This is a genomic window from Hydrogenophaga sp. FW305-3-2-15-A-LB1, from assembly GCF_058787875.1.
Map to the genome: position 1 here is coordinate 47,926 of NZ_JBYTAE010000025.1, position 15,796 is coordinate 63,721.

General features: G+C 58.4%; 17 protein-coding genes. All 17 read right to left on the minus strand.

Going from position 1 to position 15,796, the window contains the following annotated elements:
* Nucleotides 1-23 precede the first annotated feature (23 nt).
* Nucleotides 24-926, minus strand: coding sequence for a hypothetical protein (locus AC3WPZ_RS09955; protein ID WP_069047377.1), 903 nt, complete (start codon nt 924-926; stop codon nt 24-26).
* Nucleotides 919-2,013, minus strand: coding sequence for a helix-turn-helix domain-containing protein (locus AC3WPZ_RS09960; RefSeq protein ID WP_291087652.1), 1,095 nt, complete (start codon nt 2,011-2,013; stop codon nt 919-921). The genes AC3WPZ_RS09955 and AC3WPZ_RS09960 overlap by 8 nt, the downstream gene beginning before the upstream one ends.
* Nucleotides 2,014-2,200: 187 nt before the next feature.
* Complete coding sequence (locus AC3WPZ_RS09965) at nt 2,201-2,782, minus strand: RES family NAD+ phosphorylase (RefSeq protein WP_291087654.1); 582 nt, start codon at nt 2,780-2,782, stop codon at nt 2,201-2,203.
* A gap of 12 nt (nt 2,783-2,794) precedes the next feature.
* Nucleotides 2,795-3,265 carry a MerR family transcriptional regulator gene (locus tag AC3WPZ_RS09970; protein WP_291087657.1) on the minus strand — a complete coding sequence of 157 codons (471 nt, stop codon included), beginning with the start codon at nt 3,263-3,265 and terminating at the stop codon, nt 2,795-2,797.
* A 24-nt stretch (nt 3,266-3,289) separates the two neighbouring features.
* Nucleotides 3,290-3,646, minus strand: a complete 357-nt coding sequence (locus AC3WPZ_RS09975) for a hypothetical protein (RefSeq protein WP_291087714.1) — start codon at nt 3,644-3,646, stop codon at nt 3,290-3,292.
* A gap of 298 nt (nt 3,647-3,944) precedes the next feature.
* Nucleotides 3,945-4,397: a hypothetical protein gene (locus tag AC3WPZ_RS09980; protein WP_291087659.1), complete on the minus strand. Its 453-nt coding sequence runs from the start codon at nt 4,395-4,397 to the stop codon at nt 3,945-3,947.
* A gap of 157 nt (nt 4,398-4,554) precedes the next feature.
* Nucleotides 4,555-5,667 (minus strand): tyrosine-type recombinase/integrase, encoded by a 1,113-nt coding sequence (locus tag AC3WPZ_RS09985; RefSeq protein ID WP_291087662.1) that lies wholly within the window; start codon nt 5,665-5,667, stop codon nt 4,555-4,557.
* A gap of 378 nt (nt 5,668-6,045) precedes the next feature.
* The gene (locus AC3WPZ_RS09990; protein ID WP_492439368.1) at nt 6,046-6,732 is read right to left on the minus strand and encodes a hypothetical protein; all 687 of its coding nucleotides are present in this window, start codon (nt 6,730-6,732) and stop codon (nt 6,046-6,048) included.
* Nucleotides 6,729-7,112: a hypothetical protein gene (locus AC3WPZ_RS09995; RefSeq protein ID WP_492439370.1), complete on the minus strand. Its 384-nt coding sequence runs from the start codon at nt 7,110-7,112 to the stop codon at nt 6,729-6,731. The genes AC3WPZ_RS09990 and AC3WPZ_RS09995 overlap by 4 nt, the downstream gene beginning before the upstream one ends.
* Nucleotides 7,113-7,114: 2 nt before the next feature.
* On the minus strand, nt 7,115-8,284 hold the full coding sequence (locus AC3WPZ_RS10000; protein WP_492439372.1) for a hypothetical protein: 1,170 nt from the start codon (nt 8,282-8,284) through the stop codon (nt 7,115-7,117).
* Nucleotides 8,285-8,558: 274 nt separating this feature from the next.
* Complete coding sequence (locus AC3WPZ_RS10005) at nt 8,559-9,056, minus strand: TIR domain-containing protein (protein WP_492439374.1); 498 nt, start codon at nt 9,054-9,056, stop codon at nt 8,559-8,561.
* A complete protein-coding gene (thcA, locus tag AC3WPZ_RS10010; RefSeq protein ID WP_492439376.1) occupies nt 9,053-9,673 on the minus strand; it encodes a Thoeris type III anti-phage system protein ThcA in 621 nt (206 codons plus the stop codon). The genes AC3WPZ_RS10005 and thcA overlap by 4 nt, the downstream gene beginning before the upstream one ends.
* 1 nt (nt 9,674) lies before the next feature.
* Nucleotides 9,675-10,817: a Thoeris type III anti-phage system protein ThcB4 gene (gene thcB4 / locus AC3WPZ_RS10015; RefSeq protein ID WP_492439389.1), complete on the minus strand. Its 1,143-nt coding sequence runs from the start codon at nt 10,815-10,817 to the stop codon at nt 9,675-9,677.
* Between the two features lie 250 nt (nt 10,818-11,067).
* On the minus strand, nt 11,068-11,667 hold the full coding sequence (locus tag AC3WPZ_RS10020; protein ID WP_492439378.1) for a TIR domain-containing protein: 600 nt from the start codon (nt 11,665-11,667) through the stop codon (nt 11,068-11,070).
* Between the two features lie 331 nt (nt 11,668-11,998).
* Nucleotides 11,999-12,877 (minus strand): hypothetical protein, encoded by an 879-nt coding sequence (locus AC3WPZ_RS10025; RefSeq protein WP_492439380.1) that lies wholly within the window; start codon nt 12,875-12,877, stop codon nt 11,999-12,001.
* A 33-nt stretch (nt 12,878-12,910) separates the two neighbouring features.
* Nucleotides 12,911-14,686, minus strand: a complete 1,776-nt coding sequence (locus AC3WPZ_RS10030; protein WP_492439382.1) for an alkaline phosphatase D family protein — start codon at nt 14,684-14,686, stop codon at nt 12,911-12,913.
* A 30-nt stretch (nt 14,687-14,716) separates the two neighbouring features.
* The gene (locus tag AC3WPZ_RS10035) at nt 14,717-15,739 is read right to left on the minus strand and encodes a DUF4062 domain-containing protein (protein WP_492439384.1); all 1,023 of its coding nucleotides are present in this window, start codon (nt 15,737-15,739) and stop codon (nt 14,717-14,719) included.
* Between the last annotated feature and the right edge of the window lie 57 nt (nt 15,740-15,796).

Consider the following 15,796-nt stretch of genomic DNA (forward strand, 5'->3'; position numbering starts at 1 on the left):
TTCGTTTGCGGGCCGTCGCGGACTCAGCCCTTTTCAATTTCCGCCTGGACCAGCTGTACATACATATCCACCAGAGCACTGGCCTGAAGTTGCAACTGCAGGCGTTCGTCGACGTTGTCGGGCTTGTGAAATCGGCCGTAGGCGACCGAACCCTTCATGAAATGGCCCTCCGTGTCACCGCGGGCGCAGAAGCTGCGTCGAAGGCAGTCCAACGCGCTCTCCAGCGCAGCACGGTGGGCACCCTGTTTGAACTGCGCCGCGAACGCGCGAGCGCCCTCCTCCAAGTCGCTGCCGTACTGCAAAACGTGGATGAGATCCCCCACGTCCTTGTTCGCGCCGCGCTGGTCGAACGCGATGGCCTTGAGCACAACAAATGCCAGCTGGTTGGCGTAGTGAATGCGCTCCACGGCAACGCCCTTGCCGTCCAGCAGTTGCGCTTTCACCTCTTTCGTTTCATAGAGGGTTTGCGCAATCGACATGTGAGGGATGGCCATCGCCGAAATCGATTCCGCACCCAGCGAGCGAAGCCGCGCGGGTTCGTCGCCAGTCGCATCGCACAGAAACTCCACGCGCACCGGCACGCCCCGCTCTGTCTTGGCCTCCCACTGCCATGAGGACACACCGCCCTGCTCCCTTTTCATCTTCGAAAACCCACGTTCTTTGAGGCGGGTCGAGATGGGGGTGTAGTCCTCGCCGGCGGCGATCACGGCGAGGTCGATCACCAGATCAAGGTCAGAGGTGCCCGCGTGCGCTGGCACCTCGGGCGGGCTCTCCGGGGTGAGATACCTGGGCACCAGTCCACCGACCAAGCGTACCGTGTCCTTCAGGCTGCCCATGCACCCGAGTACGGTGACCAGCGCCTGTTCACAAGCCTCGGTGACTTCAAGTGAATAGCCCGACGCGCTTTCTGGCTTGGAGTCAGACATCGCGTGCACCTCCAGCGAGAAGTTGCTTCTTCACTTGGCCTGCCAGTTCCCCGCTGCGCCCGCCTGCGTTTGCCAGTTCCAAGTATTGGACAACCGGGCTGGCAAACCATCCCGGTCGATCAGCCAGGTGGAGGCGATGCTGCAGAGCGAAATCTTCGCACTCGTGGAGAGTGACGTTAAAGCCTCTGTCGGCGCGCTTGAGTCCCAGCTGCTCGGCAACAGCCGAGGTCGCCCCTAGCGGCACGATCAAGTCATAGCCGCTGACGGCGGTGAGAAGTTGCGCAATGCTGTTCGCAGCGTACTGTCCAGTGAAGGCCCAGTCATTGTGATGTCCTTCTCCCATACGTTTGGCCAGCATCTCCCCAAGGGAGGCCGGGTTCTGGGTGAAGGCGAACCAGCGGGGCTTGCTGACCTTTCTGCTCCCCCAGTCCTTTGCCCATGTGTCCAGAAGGACCTCTGGATCCGTTAGCTGGCGGCGCACACTGCGCCCGTTTCCTTCGCTCTGGACCATGCCGCGCTTCTCCAACTCGCGCATGAGCACAGAGACCGTATTTGGGCTGGCACCTGACGCCTGCGCGAGGTCGGAGCCTGTGCGCCAGGCGTCCCAGTGCAGCAGCAGGGCGTGCAGCACTTTTTCGCGCTCGGGCGTAAAAAGAGAGCCTACGTCCCGCCAACTGGGCTTCAGGGGGGGGCGGTCGATGAGCAGTTGGCGCGCGCCCAACCGAATGGAGAGGCTGCCGCTGCCGTCGAAGTAGCCGATACCGGCGGACTCCAGCGATTTTCGGGCCCCTTCGCTGAGCGATTCCGCCCAGACCATGACCTGGTTGATGCGCGGGTCAGCGCCAGCGAAGTCAGCGAGTTGCCTTCGCGCCACCTCGATATCCCGCGGAAAGGCGTGTCGCTTGAATTCAACCAGGACATGGTTCTGCTCGCCGTCGATGGTGATCGCCAGACCAAGGTCACCGCGGCGCCCGTCGCGCAGCCTGGGTTCGTGCTCGACCTCCATGCTCTGAACCGGGAATCGTTCACTGAGTGCTGTGCGGAAGTGATCGAGGAGCTTTTCGGTGGCGTGGCGTTCCTGAAGCATGGAGCGACCTCCGTGATGATGTGCTGTACAGCGTATTTATGCGTTCAGAGATATGATACGCTGAAAATGCTCAATACGCTGTACAGCTTATGAATAGCGCCGTAAGCCAGAACGTGAGGAGGAAGCGTTCAAACGCGACTGCTGCCATGCCTCATGCGGGGAGCCGCCTACAACCGCCCAACAATGATCAACTCGCGTCTAACGGCACACCCGAATTCCATAATGCGATCTCCAACACCTGCAGCAGCCGATTGGTCCTTGGTTTAACGAGTCGTTGCGAGCCTCGCTTGCTCAGTAGTCCGATGCCGGAATGGAACAGCGCAACACAGAAGTGCTGGGGATGTTGCGCTGACGCGTAGACCACGCCATCCAGCGCCATCGCTCTGCACTCGACGGCCAGCTCCTGTGTTTGCGTTATTCGTAGCGACTGCAGCACGGGGTAGGGCTCGGCAAGGCCGCGCAGGTCGGCCAAACGCAATGAGCCTGTTGTCACGAACTCAACCAGGCATCTGCGGCGCAGATCAGAAAGGGCTCTGCTCACAGTTTCACGCCTGAGCAACGATTCGTAAAGCGCTGTCTCGGGGCTATCTGCCGAGTAGGCAACAGGCTCGTTTGACAAACAAAATCGACCTTGCATCAAGCCGACGGGGGGCATGGACAAACCATTCATTCGCAGACTACTGGCTCGGGGCCGGATCAGCTGGACGCGGTGCAGTACGCAGGGGGATGGGAGTTCTACAACGGGTGGGTTCAGGTCTTTGAATTTCATGTGCAGGCAAGCTCAATGCCCTTCTGCTGTTGCCAGATCAACGATGCGACGGCCAGGCACGCCCTGCTCCAGGGCGATGCGTGGCGCCAGTCCGTCAAGTGCGTCGTGCGGCGTTTCCAAAAACGACAGCATTTGCCAACCATCGGCGGTGCCCAAGGCTTCAGACAGCGCCTGAATCACCGGGAAGACGTAGGGCTCAAACTGCCATTTCGGAATCTTGAAGCCACGACGCAAATGCGTCACGCCGATGCAGCGGCCACTCTTGATCCAAGCGTTGATCGTCACGCGGGTCGTCCCGCTTAGCTCCGCCGCTTCTTCAGTCGTGATCATGTCCGAGGCAATGATTCGTTGGCGCCGGTACTCGGCACCACGGCGCAACAACACAGTCGTCTGCGCCTCACTGGCGTAGGGGTCGACCGTACTGGAGCGATGTGGGTTGAGAGAGTCAAGGGCAACAGAAAAAGGAGAAGTCAATGTGTTCATGGCGGTCGTGTCTTGAACACCCGTTCAGGGTGCATTGCGCATATCGGGCTTGCTGCTGCCGAAGAACCCAGGCTGCTTGACCTGGCGTTGATGCGAGGCCTGAGAGAGCGGCCGATCGCACGCAGTTGCTCTCGCAATCACAGGTGCACTGCCCTTGGGTGGAATGAGCGCGTTCCACACATCGTCAAGCCACCTACTACAGGTGCGCTGCGCAATCTCGCTGGTGGCACGCACCGCCAGGAACACCTTCATGATGGCTAGGGCGATTTTTGAGGGCTCAAACGATACGACGGCCCCATTGCGGCGAATGATTTGGTAACAGGCAAAGACGCTGGACCTCGCAGGGTGGCCAGATTTCGTGGGTTCGTCCCAAGTCAGCATGTGTGCTCTCCGGTTCACGAGCTGCCTCGTTGCAGCGCGTAAAGGCATTCTCGATCACTTCGATTTGTACGTCAAGTTCGTAAAGTTCGTTAATCTCATCGGCCTATGTGTGCAGCTCGACGACGGTGTGCCAACCACTCCTAGACGCTCGCGATTACAGATTCGGCTATCCGGCACGGGCGGCACGGGCCCAGGATAAAATGGCAATTTAGGAGCCACGGGTGCCCAACTAGCATTAACACAACGCAGTCGGCTATCGCGGGAATTGATCACTCTCGATCTTTTGCGGACACCACGCTCAAGATTGACGTGAAGTACTGGCAACCCCTGAGGCGTACCAATCGAGGAAGCGACGCTGAACACGCTCATGGGTGTTCGCGTCGTTCGCGCGAGGTTCGAAAGGTGCGTAAATATGAACGTACAGTGTGTGCTGACGGGCGTACGACTCACCACCACGAAGATGGTTACGCCGGACATCGCGCCACTCCAGCGCCTGTGGACTTGCAATGAGAGTGCGCACCCATGCCGGATCGACAACCCGACCCACCCAAGAATAGAGGGTGGTCAGTTCGCCTGCGTCCATGCTGCGCAATTCGATGATGAGACGCTCGGTGGCGAGCATGTGGATACCGACGTCGATACGGTGCACGAGACCGACCTCGGGCGTGCATTTGGATATGCGTTTATGCGAGCATTCGGTGGTGAATTTTGGTTCAACGCAATGGGATGGTTTGGTCGCTACGGTTGTCATTTCGTGATCTCCTTTCATCCAAGCTCTCACGAAATCTCTCCACGTCAAGTCCACAAGATCCTCTTTTTGCAGATCCTCTCGCTCAGATGTCGATGACCAAAATGAGATGGACATCGACTCACACTGCACTGCCGCAGGCCCCCTGCCGCCGAGGACCTCAGCCCAGCGGAAGGACCAGGCTCACTGGCTGGTTCTCATCGCTCCAGCGCCGGTCGTAGGCGGTGGTTGTCGTGATGCAGGCGTGCCCCAGGAAGTGCCGCACTTCGTTGAGATCGGCGCGCTCACGCAAAGCGAGCGTGGCGGCTGTGACCCGCAGCGCATGCGCAGAAAACCGCTCCCCCACCACTCCGATCTGCGCCAAGTAGGGCTGCACAATGCGCTGGGCCACAGCGCCCGCAGTGAGTCCAGAAGACTTGAGTGGTGTGTCGGGCTGCCCCTGACGCCGCGACTGATTAGAAGCGTTGGTCTGTAGATTTTGAGGACTCTTCGGCCTGCGCTCGAACGACGCGGTGTACGGCCCAATTTCCAGGGGCGCGCTGGTGCGTCGCCCGGTGCTGCCGCTGTCATTCAATAGTCCACCGTCTTCCTCGATAGGACGACCTTGAGGATTGACATCGCACCCGGCACCGGAGTGACGGCGGACAGCCTTCATCCGAACGAACAGGCGCTCATCGCTTTGAGGCTGTGCGCCCCTCATCGCCAGGTAGCGCTGCACCCTCTCGCGCATGAGGGGTGCAGCGGCAATGAACCGCGTCTTGCCACCCTTACCCAACACTCGCAGGTGCGACACACCCGCGCGCTGACAATCAAAATCCCGCACCCTGAGGGCCACCACCTCGGCGCGGCGCAGACCGCCCAGCAGCATGACGGCCAGGATAGCGCGGTCTCTGAGGCCCTTGAGCGTGTTCGCATCGGGCGCCTCCAGCAGGGCCTGGGCTTGCTCCAGTGAGAGCGCCGGGGTCCTGCCCTCGTGACTCTCCAGGCGTGGCCTGCGCACGCCGCGTGCCGGGTTCGTGGGGATGAGCTGCTCATCGACCAGATGCTCCAGCAGCGAGGACAGGGCCGCGAGCTTGCGCCGCTGCGTGCTCGGCGACAGGCCTTGGGCCTGCAGGTGGTGGCGCCAGGCCAGCACATGGGAGCGCGCGACCTGCAGCAACTCGGACGGGGTTTGCAACCCCGAGAACGCCGCAAAGTCCCGGACGTCGGCGGCGTAAGCGCGCCGGGTGCAGGTGCTGGCGAAGTTGGCCAGCCACTGGGTCTCGATGGTCATGAGACCCAGTTGTGCGAAGCGTGTGGCGCCTGCGGCAAGCTCGGGCCAGCACGGGGGCCTGTGGATGTGAGAGGCAATGGAATCGGAGGTGTGTTCGTGAGAGTGCATTGACGGTGGGTGTCTCCCCTTCCCTGCACGCTGCAGAAAAATCTGGGGGTCCCTGTATCGATAACATGTGTTTTCGATACGTCAAGGGCAGTAGCAGACACGGAACTTAGATATTCAGCTTCACCCTTAACCGCGGCTACGGCTTGCTGACGTGCGGGTCGTGCAGTCATGCCATAGACCAATGGATGAAGAAGTGCGTCAAGCGCAGAGAGCCCAATAGGTACAGGTCTCAAGCACGGCGATAGGCGCAGACCACCTGCTTCTTTTTGCCTACTTGAGCGCTCGGCTCGGCTTGCTTGCTGTCGCCTGCTTGGCCGTCTTATTTGCGGCGGACGTGCGCGCCGACTTGTCCTTCGGCTTGTGATACAGAGCGACCCCCATCGTCCGAACCTTGAAGTTCGTTCCCGAACTTTCGAGCTTGTGGTCCGAGTAGAAGGCCAGCTGGTTTCGCTTGCAATCGAGGCAGGTATGGCTCTTGGAAGTCAGATCGTCGCGCCAGGTGTCAAGCTTTGCGCGAGCGTCTGGCGTAGCTATCAAGTAGAAGATCAGCCCGCCCTGGTTGTGCGCGAAATTCCCCGAGGCGGGCACGTACCGCGTGGTCAGTTGAAGGAAGCCTTCATGGAAGTTACCGTCCTTCTTGGCTTCACCGATCCATGAAAACTCACCCATCTTCACCGACAGGTCGACGTGCCCGCCGGTCTTGCTATCGGCAATGGCTTCGTATCCATGCAGGCGGAGCCCGAAGAGGACCTCGGCGCTGAGGCGGTCTTCGCTGTCCTTCTGCCTGACCTCACGGCCTGCTTGCATTGAGTAGATAAGCTGATCGATGTCGTCGTAGAGTTGGTCAACGAACTCCTCGTAAGACCCTTCCTCACTGATCTTTGCGCGGCGCAAAGATGCCTGGACGGCGCGTTTCGATGAGTAGCGTTCAAAGTCTTGGAGCGATATCGATGTCATCGAGCCGCCTTCTTTTGAAGGCAAGCGCCTGGGGTGAAGCAGACCAGTATTTCCGCCTCACCGATCGGTTCGCCGTACTCCGGATGGAAGACCTCCTCGCCCCGCGAGTAGTGGTTCACCTCGTCATCCGGCAGTTCGAAGAACCCGCCGTTGAACTCGTACATCAGGCAGGTCTTGAGAATCCTAAGCTTTGGATTTGAGAGATACAGCAAAGCCTGCGACACCACGGCTGGATCAGCCTGCTCAGCGAACTGCCGAAGGTCGTCGAAGGTGTAGTGGTCGAGGTGCACTTCGCGTGAGGCGAGCTCCCTCCACATGTGCAGGCACGCGTCCCTGACGCGGGGCTCGTGAGCCCAGTCGTCCTGAATGATCCCGATCACGTTCACCTTTTCCTTCGAGGCAGTCGGCGCAGAACTTGGTCGGCGATGAAGTCGTAGTCTGCACCGTCTAGGCAACCAAGGAACTCGGCGGTGGTGACCGCTCGCAGCTTGCCCGAGTAGATCGCACGGACGCTACCCTTCAATTCGAGGTACAGGTCGCCCTTGGGCGGCTTGGCAGGCCAAGTGATGCCGATCGTGTAGGGGTCAACTTTATCAACATGTTGCTTGCCGCCGACATGGAAGCTGTCCTTGCGAAAGTCTTGGGTCCGCGTGCGATGAATCTGGCCGTGATTGTTCGATGAGGATGCCTTGCTCGTCGCCACGAAGCCAAGCGCCGTCACCCGACCGCAAGCAGCGTCCAGATACATCGGGTTGATGGCCGGATGCAGGTTCATGAGGCCAACGCCGACGGCCCCCTGTCCGATGAACTTCGTAGTGGCGCGGTTAAGTTCGTTCATCACGCGCGCAAAGGCCGTGCTGTTCTTGTCCTCGGTCATGCCCGGTTGGAAGTCGATGCGGAATTCGACAAGATCATTGGTGGTGTCGACAACCACGGTGTCGAAGCACGGAACAAGGCGTGTCTTGACGCCGATCACCTCTTCGTATTCCTCGAAGAGCTTGATCTGTGCAGCGCCCATCTTAGTGATGTCTAGCGGTTCCCGCATCGAGTACGCGCGTGTGCTGAAGAACTGCAGGTACAGCTTGCCGTCGTGCAAATCAGCCGCGAGCAACTTCGGCTCCGAGGTCTTGTACTGCTCAAGGTCGGCTTTGTGGATCGGCGCGTCGAGGATATCGAACGGTCGACGGCGTACCATCGGCCGGAGGTCGTCGACGGCACGCTTCAAGGCCCAATCCAGCACTTGAGCCTTGGAGTTCTCGTTCTGCTCTCGTAGGTCGAAGAAGCTGACGTGTTTGTTGCCCACGTAGGTGTGCCACCGGGCAGCCGTGGAAAGCGACTTGTATGCATTCATCCACATCGCGTCGCTGTATGAGTCTTCGCGGGCATGTGCGAGGGTCTCTTGCCATCCTCGACTCACGTGGATGCCTGTCGCGGAGATGATCGCCTTAGCGGCCGACCACAGCATGCGAGTTTCCATGAGTTCCAGAACAGTCACAACTTGCTCACGCGCGGCACCGTGCTCCTCACCTGGTTTCGACTGCAATATGCTCATGTGTCTCGGGTCATCTTGTAGCTAGAGTGACAGCATGCTATCCGATGACCGTCGATGCAGCCTCTTCGGATAGCAGTTTGGTGTCCGAAGCTCCGCAGCGATTGCGGCCGGTCGATCCAAGGCGTCCAATGGCAACTACCTGCCGCCTACTTGACGACCAGATGCTTAGAAGACAACGGAGCAACGGGGGAAAGCGATCGTTCAAGCGGGTCGACAGCTGGCCGACTGGCGTTCCCGGTTTGAGCTGCTCGTGACCAACAGACAATTTCGACTCTCAGCGCGACTTGATGGCCTCTTCGATCCATGCCGTCAGGTTATTGGCGATCGTCGAATAGGCAGCTTGACTAGTTGCGCCGGCGGGGTCGTACAACTTGACCAAGGTGCTCAATCGAGCGCCGCTCTTTAGCGTCACCTTGTCAAATGGATTGTCCCCAGCGTAACTCGCTTGGCCTTGGGAGTTCAGCAGCTTGTTAACGCGAACCCCCATAACCGCCATGCCTTTGTTCCAAGACCGCGCAATTTCGTGCTGCACCCAAGGGCGCGACGCCGTCTCGGCGCCAACGAGAACAATCGTGCAAGTTCTGCCCGCCAACTGCTGATCAATCCACTTCTCGATCGCTGCATTTCCACCTTTTTTGACGTCCTCCCACTCGTTGTGGGAGACGGGGGTATTTCCCTCGACCGCACCAATGTTGCGCACCTGGCCCGCGCGCCAGACATCGTTGAGGAAGTGGAAGCTGTAGAACACTCGACGCTTGGTTGCGTTCGTCACTTGGATCTCCTCGCCCTTTTTGGTGCTTGCTTGGGCTTCGGCTTTCGCTTTGGGCCAGTTACGTCAATGAACCCTGCCATGTATGTCAGGTAGTCGATGAAATCCCCGCCGGGCGCGCTCAACTCTGGATATTTCTCGCCCAACTCCTTGGCTGCGCCGCCAGTGGAGGTCAGCACCACGACGCCAGCCTTCGGATTCGCGGCACGAAACAGGTCGAACTCGTCGAGGATTCCGTCCTTGCCGCCGATGAACACCCCGGCCTCGAATTCGTTCTTGAACATTTCCTTGCGCATCGACAAGAGGCTTGACGCGCGGTCTGGACCTGCGTCAACGAACGTCACGTTATTGAACAACGCGTTCTCTTCCGGAAACGCGTCGGCGAAGAATCGCGACTGGTACAAGTGGACCGTCTTGGCGTAGTCGATGCCGAGGTTCTCGCACGCGGCCCACATCATCGGTGTGATAGCCGGTTGGCCGCCCCACACGATGCGCTTGTGGCCGAAGACAAGGGTGCACAACGATCGCACCGCCGAATGAATCAGCATCGGGTCAGCCGTGGCGCCCCACGGCAGTTCAGTTTTGCCCGGTATGCCCGCAGACAGAAAGACTTGCTTCATATCAGGGCTCCAACGCGGCAAGTTCCCACGCCGCATGACCCTTGCGCATCAGTCGAGCCGACTTCACCTGGCCGTCCAGCCAGTCCAGGTGTCCCTGCGTTCGTCTGCTCACCCCACTATCATCGAACACCACTCTGCGCGACCCGTCCGCGTCAAGCAGAGAAGCCTCGTGAAGATGTTCCGCCGTTGGAACACCGATCGAGGGATAAATCAGGACCTTGTGTTTGGAGTAGAGCTCTACGACGATCGTGCGCTTCGGGCCAAGCGCAAAGAACCGTCCATCAATCTTCTGTGCTGCAACGATCACCGCGTTGTTCAGCTCGGAACTGCGTAATGCGATGCCCCTACTTCTCGCCTTCTCAATTGCCAAGCCGGCTGTTTCGAGCGTCGCTGCTTTTAGTCGTTTGCCGCCCGCTTCAAAGTCAGCGGCGCTGAACTGCACGGATTCGGCAGCATGGCTTCGTGGGGACTGTTTGACGCCTGGCCACCCTAAACGGAGGGGTACAAGCGACTTCGCCAGTGCGTGTCCAAACTCAAGCTTCGTCCAACGACTGTCGAAGTAGCTCTCTGTATCCAGCATCACTAGCACATCGGAGTCGCTCAGCCGTTGCCAAAGCACTTCCTGAAAGTCGTCGCCGGGCGGCACGCCATGTGTGTCCAAGAACACGTCGAACTTCAGGCTCGACAAATACTCGAAAAGCTGCAGGGCGGCCTCTGTTGATTCGAGACGCTTGTAGCTCAAAAAAATTCTGCGCTGCCGCGGCATCAGCCCCAAAACCTCAAGCGCAACGTTCGCCGCACGGATGAGCGCCTTGTCACTAGGCAGCAGTTCCAGACCATTGATTGCTCGCAAGCACGTGGGAATCATCTTGCTGAACTTCTTGAGGTCGGGAACGATGGGTACTATTGGAGTGCCCTCTCGCATCAGTTTGACTAGCGCTGCCTCGTCCGGGTCCAAACCTTCGGCACCAAAGTACAGCGCAACGGAGGCGTAGTCGTTCTTGGGGTCGTAGGCGGCTGGTGCAACGACTTCAATTTCATTCTTCAGGCCCAGTGGGCTCACCAACTCCTGCAGAGTCACCTTCATCTGCGCTACACGCGCTGCATCCACCGACCCTAGCAATCCGACTTGATAGAGGGCCATGTTCAAGATCTCTCAGAATTAGTGGTTGACGCATTGCGCAGATCTCGCTCGGCGGTGATTACAGGCACAGACAAGATGATCTCCATCGCTTCAGTTTCGGTAGTTTGCCGGTATGGGCCGATCCCAGGTCAATGATGAGAAAAGGTCCCGAGCACTTCATCAACTTCCACGCCTACCTTGTGCAACGGATCCCACTGTTCGCGCCGGAGGAGCGAAGAGCCGTGTCTGCGCCGCGTCGGATGCCAAGGACCTAGTACCCTGCTTGTGTAGCGGCGGCTTCGATCCACCCTTCAATCTTCTCGTGCGGCGTACCCGTCCAGCTATGGACGGAGAAGAACTGGCTGAGAGCTGTGTTTCCCGGCGGGGGGAGCTTGGGCGTGTAGGGCCAGGTCTCGAGTTCCTGCTTACTAAAGTCCGAGGTATAGGTCCACGGGTCGCTTACCGTCTTGCGCTCGATGACCTGGACCGCGCCATCCTTGCGGAAAACACCCAGAAGGTCGAAGGGGTTGTCGCCAGTCGACGCCGTTTTCCCGTTGAAGTCAGGGATAGTATTGATCCTAACCCCGATAAGGCCGCGGGCATCGAAAAGCGCCTGCAAGATCTCGAATCGCACCCACCGACGTGAGGCCGTTTCTGCGCCGATAAGGACGCAGATCACGCTGGTGCCCTGAATCTCCTTGCGCAGGAAGCGCTTGAGCGCCGTAGGGTCCTCATTCTTTGCTTTTTCGAACGCGGACGCGTCGTAAAAGCCAGCCTCGCCGTGGTCCTTAAAGAACTGCGACTTGCGCACGACCTGTGCGCGCTGCACGTCAAGGATGTAGTGAAAACTGAAAAAGGTCTTACGTGCCATAAAAGTTCAGAAAGTATTGACGTAGCAGCCGACGATGTTGTCCATGTTAGGTGCATAAACCAATCCAAAACTACCTTGCCTTGCCGGGCTCCCCTACTTTGGGGATGGTTTTCTCTCAAAACCCGCGGATCTGGCGGTTCACTACGTCCGATCCGATGGCTTGGGCGTCCGAGCAGGGGCATTCTCTCCCGAGAAAACGATACGCTCCGTCTCCATCTACGTCTGGCAAGTGACAGACCGGTCGGTCGGCGGGACCCGTTAATGGACCGCAACCAGTGGCGGCCTTCCCACATGCGGACCTATGCGTGGAAGATGGCCGCGCGCTTAAGGTTCAACGACGCTTTCGGCTCCTGATGAAAGATCGTCTATCGGCCAGACTCATACGCCGCCTCTCATGTTGTCTGTATGGCAGTCCGAGGGCCCCCTCTTCCTCCCGCCCGCTGATGACATGTAGCCGCACCAAATCACGTAGCAGGTAGTTCACCTTCATACGGGGGAATCCCGACCTGGGTGACAGCCTCGCTCCCCAAAAGGACGACATGTCCATGAACTCGAACCAGATCAATCGAATCATCCACCCGAGCCCAAAAATTACGACGCTAATTCCAAGCCAGAAGTTCATGTAGGCAAGGAAGTCATTGGACGCCATAACCTCCAAGATGCTTGGCGCATCGGGAGGCAGGCCGACAACAAGAAGCGAGACGAGAATGGCAAGCGCTCCCACGAAGATGCCTGTGAGTCGGGCATTCTGTTCTGAGTCATACACGCTGGTCCACAGTTCGGCTGGCGCTGTTCCTCTTCCCGACCGGAGCTTTACATGCATTGCCAACAGCTCTTGGGCGTCTCGAGCTACGGCGACGAACTGGCTAGGCTTCTTTCGAAGAGCTCGACTCAAATAGCGGCTTTTTGCCTCGTCAAACTCCTCTCTTGATGTTCGCGCGCCAAGACCATTCGTGGAAATCAATGAGCGTCTTTTGTAGCTCTCAATAATTAGAGAGCTCGCAAGAAACAAAATCTCAAGCGAGAAAACCATGAACGGATAGTGCTCTTCCCGGGCACGGATGGCCACGAACGCATGGGCCATGGATGCCAACCAGAAAACCAAGATAACGGCCCAGATGACCCAATACCAAGAGAGCAAAGGCGGGTAGTGACTGCGGCCTTCAAATGCGCTGAAGTAGCCGTTTGCGATGCGGTTAAGTTCTTCCATACGTAAGCGATCAGTAGAGACTCGCCATTTCGTTTAACCCTCTACGTGCACGGGATCTGTAGCCAGCAGGTGGTTCGTGAAGCTATCCTTCGTCTCGCAACGCCAAGTCGCCCACAGCTTCGCTCCGCTTGGGTTCCCCTTGCCGAGATCCAGCTCCAGGGCCAACCAGTTCCTGGAAGCTTGCACGTACCTGTTCGACCCGGGGAACAACATCATCTCCGCATGCAAGTTGATGTCCAGCGACTGCTTCAGCCGTGCGACCGTATTCAACACATAGAAGAATAGTCGCTCGGACATAGAGACCAGTGAGGGGTGCACGATAGCAGTCGAGGTGAACTGCTGAATGTGCGCCCAGTTCTCCCGCTGGCCAACGTCTGCCTTGTAGGCAGTGCCCCAGGCCGCGACGTGAACATCGCCAGAAACTATCGAAACCCGCAGCTGTTTCTTCCTGGCCGTGTCAAGCAGAGTTTCGATTAACCGTCTGCGTTCGCCCTCGTGGTCGTCATTTGTCCAGTGATCCTTCAGGTCGTCTGCGCTGCTGTCGAGCACATGCTCTGACCCGAAGTTGTCCATGTACGCTTCTGCCAACGACAGCTTGGGGTGTACAACGGGCACCGAAGACATAAACAAGAGGTGTTGACACCCATATCCAGGATGCTTGCGGTCATTCGGAAGTACTTCCTTCAAGCAAGCGTGCAGGGCCTCCCACGTGTGCGGCCCAAGGACTTGATGATGAGAGCGCTCTGTTCGTAGATCAGCAACCACCAGAAAAAGCGGCCCCAATGCGTGCGTGAAGCTGAACCCAGGCTGGTTTTGAAGCAGTGGTAACTTGAGCTTGTCCGCCCTTAGCGCCTTCGCCCAATCAATGCGCTCGAAGAGAGGGTCGTCCGTTCGGACCTGCACGTCAGTGCGCAGCTTGAGCTCAGGCAACATTTCGATTGCGTGCTGCATCTGGAACACCCAGAACGCCCTACGAGCATGAAAGAACAGTCGCTTGAACAGCGGGCTGCGTTGCATCTGGGGACTGTACGAGCCCCAACCATCAAAGATATCGTGGTCGTCCCACATCATGACCGTGGGCATGCTGGCCATAGCAAGCGCAGCGTCCAGGGACCTCTCGTCGGCGCCCCACGCTTGGCGCTCCACAGGCAACCAGCGAGCGCTGTACAGATTGATGTAGTAGTCCTCAATGGCCTTATCTAGTTCATCGCTCACTGCGTAGTCCAGTTGCTTCTCGCGATGTAGACCTATCCAACCTTTGAGCTGCTTCAAGTCTTCCCAGATAGAGTCAAAGTAGATCTGGTCACCTCCCATGAGCAACAAGTGGAATCGCTGATTACCCTTGTCGTTGGTGCGCGCTTCATGCCAAAGCTGCTCTTTGTCGAGCATGTAACCGGCAGGACGAACAGTTTTGTCATGGTTGCACAGAAGGTCCTCCCAGACGGCATTCTCAGATTTGATGAGCTTGCGCAGTGCACTGGGCTCAGAGTAACCATTACACGAAACGTAGGCCATGCGTGGCGCATAGCCTTTCCCGGGCACCGTGAACGACCATGCCTGGGCAGCGCCCTTGACCTTGTACTCAACTCGGCGCTCTTCCTTCTTCTGCTTGCACGACAAGTCATATCGAAGGTACTTCTTTCCCGCATGTTCAAGGAGCACGACGGGCGGCTTGACTTGAATACCGTCGAGGGTCAGTACGGGAGTTTTTGCCTTGCTATCGACGCCGACGAGGGCGGTCACTGCCCAGTCACCCTCGGCACTGGTTCCGCGAAAGGACAACACTGGTCCTAGATACAGCTTGGTCATGGTGCCCCCCTACTCAGCTTGTTTGAATTTTCAGACGGAAGAATACTGCTCTTTGGCAATCGCACTTACGATCCTCGCACGCGCCTTGGCCCTCGCTGCCAGTAGTTCTGCCTCTCCGGCCTGCTCAAGCCATTCGAAAAATCGCTGGGTAGCCATCCTCGTCTGGACTGAGTCCCTGCAGTTGGCCAGGAAGACGAACTGCATCTTCTGTACATTGTCAGCCAAGTAGATGCCAAACGGGCTGCTCACAACCGTCGCATCCGGGAAGCCGAGTAGGTTAGTTGCCTGGGTTTCGGTCACCGATCGGTGACAGGCAATGACATGCAACGGCCCCCCACCCGAACCCAGATCGGGTGCCAAGCGATGGTCGTTCAAATGGGGACGCCCCACCAACTCCCTTGCCGCCGCGACATTCATCGCAGCCGGTACGGCATGGACTTTGATCAGCACTGGGGTGCCAGCGATAGATACGCACAGCGCGCCCTTCTTGGGCTTGTATCCTGCTCGCCCCGTCAGGGACGCACGAACCTCGGCCTCCATGACATTCTTTCGCCCAGCAAAGTCCATGCGACTCCATTCAAGGGACGCGCCGAGGTCGAAGCGACCGACTTTGGAGCCCTCTGCGCCTCGCTTGGTTTGTGCGAGAACGGCGTCGAAGATCGTCCTCTGAACGGCAGCGGAGAGGTCTGAAATCGTGTGAATTTCGCCGCCACGAAAGGGGGAGGCCGCTTCAACAAACGCAGCAAAACGCGCGTTTCTGCCATCTTGGCCTTTGTCTCCGGTCGATGCGCTCTTGGGCAGAGCCAACACTCTGACCTTGCCGGGAGAGTACTTGACTCCCTCGGCGTACTCTGCATGGCAAATGCCGATGTCCTCGCCCGTCTTCGCCCACCCAGCATCGCCGTTGTACAAAACGATGAGGATGTCGCAATCTCGCACTTGCTTCAGACATGCGTCCCAGCTGTCTGCCGAGTGATCAAGCGCTTCTGCATCCTCGTTTATCCAGACCTCAAACGGGGTGGAGCCGAAGAGCTGGGCTGCTGCCGGTTTCACAGACACCTTGTTAAGGTGGAAGATGAAACCGGAGGTGGTTCATGGAGAGAAGAAGGA

Excerpts from the sequence above, each read along its gene's own strand:
- AC3WPZ_RS09955 (WP_069047377.1), bottom strand. The coding sequence starts at position 926 with ATGTCTGACTCCAAGCCAGAAAGCGCGTCGGGCTATTCACTTGAAGTC.
- AC3WPZ_RS09960 (WP_291087652.1), bottom strand. The coding sequence starts at position 2,013 with ATGCTTCAGGAACGCCACGCCACCGAAAAGCTCCTCGATCACTTCCGC.
- AC3WPZ_RS09965 (WP_291087654.1), bottom strand. The coding sequence starts at position 2,782 with ATGAAATTCAAAGACCTGAACCCACCCGTTGTAGAACTCCCATCCCCC.
- AC3WPZ_RS09970 (WP_291087657.1), bottom strand. The coding sequence starts at position 3,265 with ATGAACACATTGACTTCTCCTTTTTCTGTTGCCCTTGACTCTCTCAAC.
- AC3WPZ_RS09975 (WP_291087714.1), bottom strand. The coding sequence starts at position 3,646 with ATGCTGACTTGGGACGAACCCACGAAATCTGGCCACCCTGCGAGGTCC.
- AC3WPZ_RS09980 (WP_291087659.1), bottom strand. The coding sequence starts at position 4,397 with ATGACAACCGTAGCGACCAAACCATCCCATTGCGTTGAACCAAAATTC.
- AC3WPZ_RS09985 (WP_291087662.1), bottom strand. The coding sequence starts at position 5,667 with ATGACCATCGAGACCCAGTGGCTGGCCAACTTCGCCAGCACCTGCACC.
- AC3WPZ_RS09990 (WP_492439368.1), bottom strand. The coding sequence starts at position 6,732 with ATGACATCGATATCGCTCCAAGACTTTGAACGCTACTCATCGAAACGC.
- AC3WPZ_RS10000 (WP_492439372.1), bottom strand. The coding sequence starts at position 8,284 with ATGAGCATATTGCAGTCGAAACCAGGTGAGGAGCACGGTGCCGCGCGT.
- thcA (WP_492439376.1), bottom strand. The coding sequence starts at position 9,673 with ATGAAGCAAGTCTTTCTGTCTGCGGGCATACCGGGCAAAACTGAACTG.
- thcB4 (WP_492439389.1), bottom strand. The coding sequence starts at position 10,817 with ATGGCCCTCTATCAAGTCGGATTGCTAGGGTCGGTGGATGCAGCGCGT.
- AC3WPZ_RS10020 (WP_492439378.1), bottom strand. The coding sequence starts at position 11,667 with ATGGCACGTAAGACCTTTTTCAGTTTTCACTACATCCTTGACGTGCAG.
- AC3WPZ_RS10025 (WP_492439380.1), bottom strand. The coding sequence starts at position 12,877 with ATGGAAGAACTTAACCGCATCGCAAACGGCTACTTCAGCGCATTTGAA.
- AC3WPZ_RS10030 (WP_492439382.1), bottom strand. The coding sequence starts at position 14,686 with ATGACCAAGCTGTATCTAGGACCAGTGTTGTCCTTTCGCGGAACCAGT.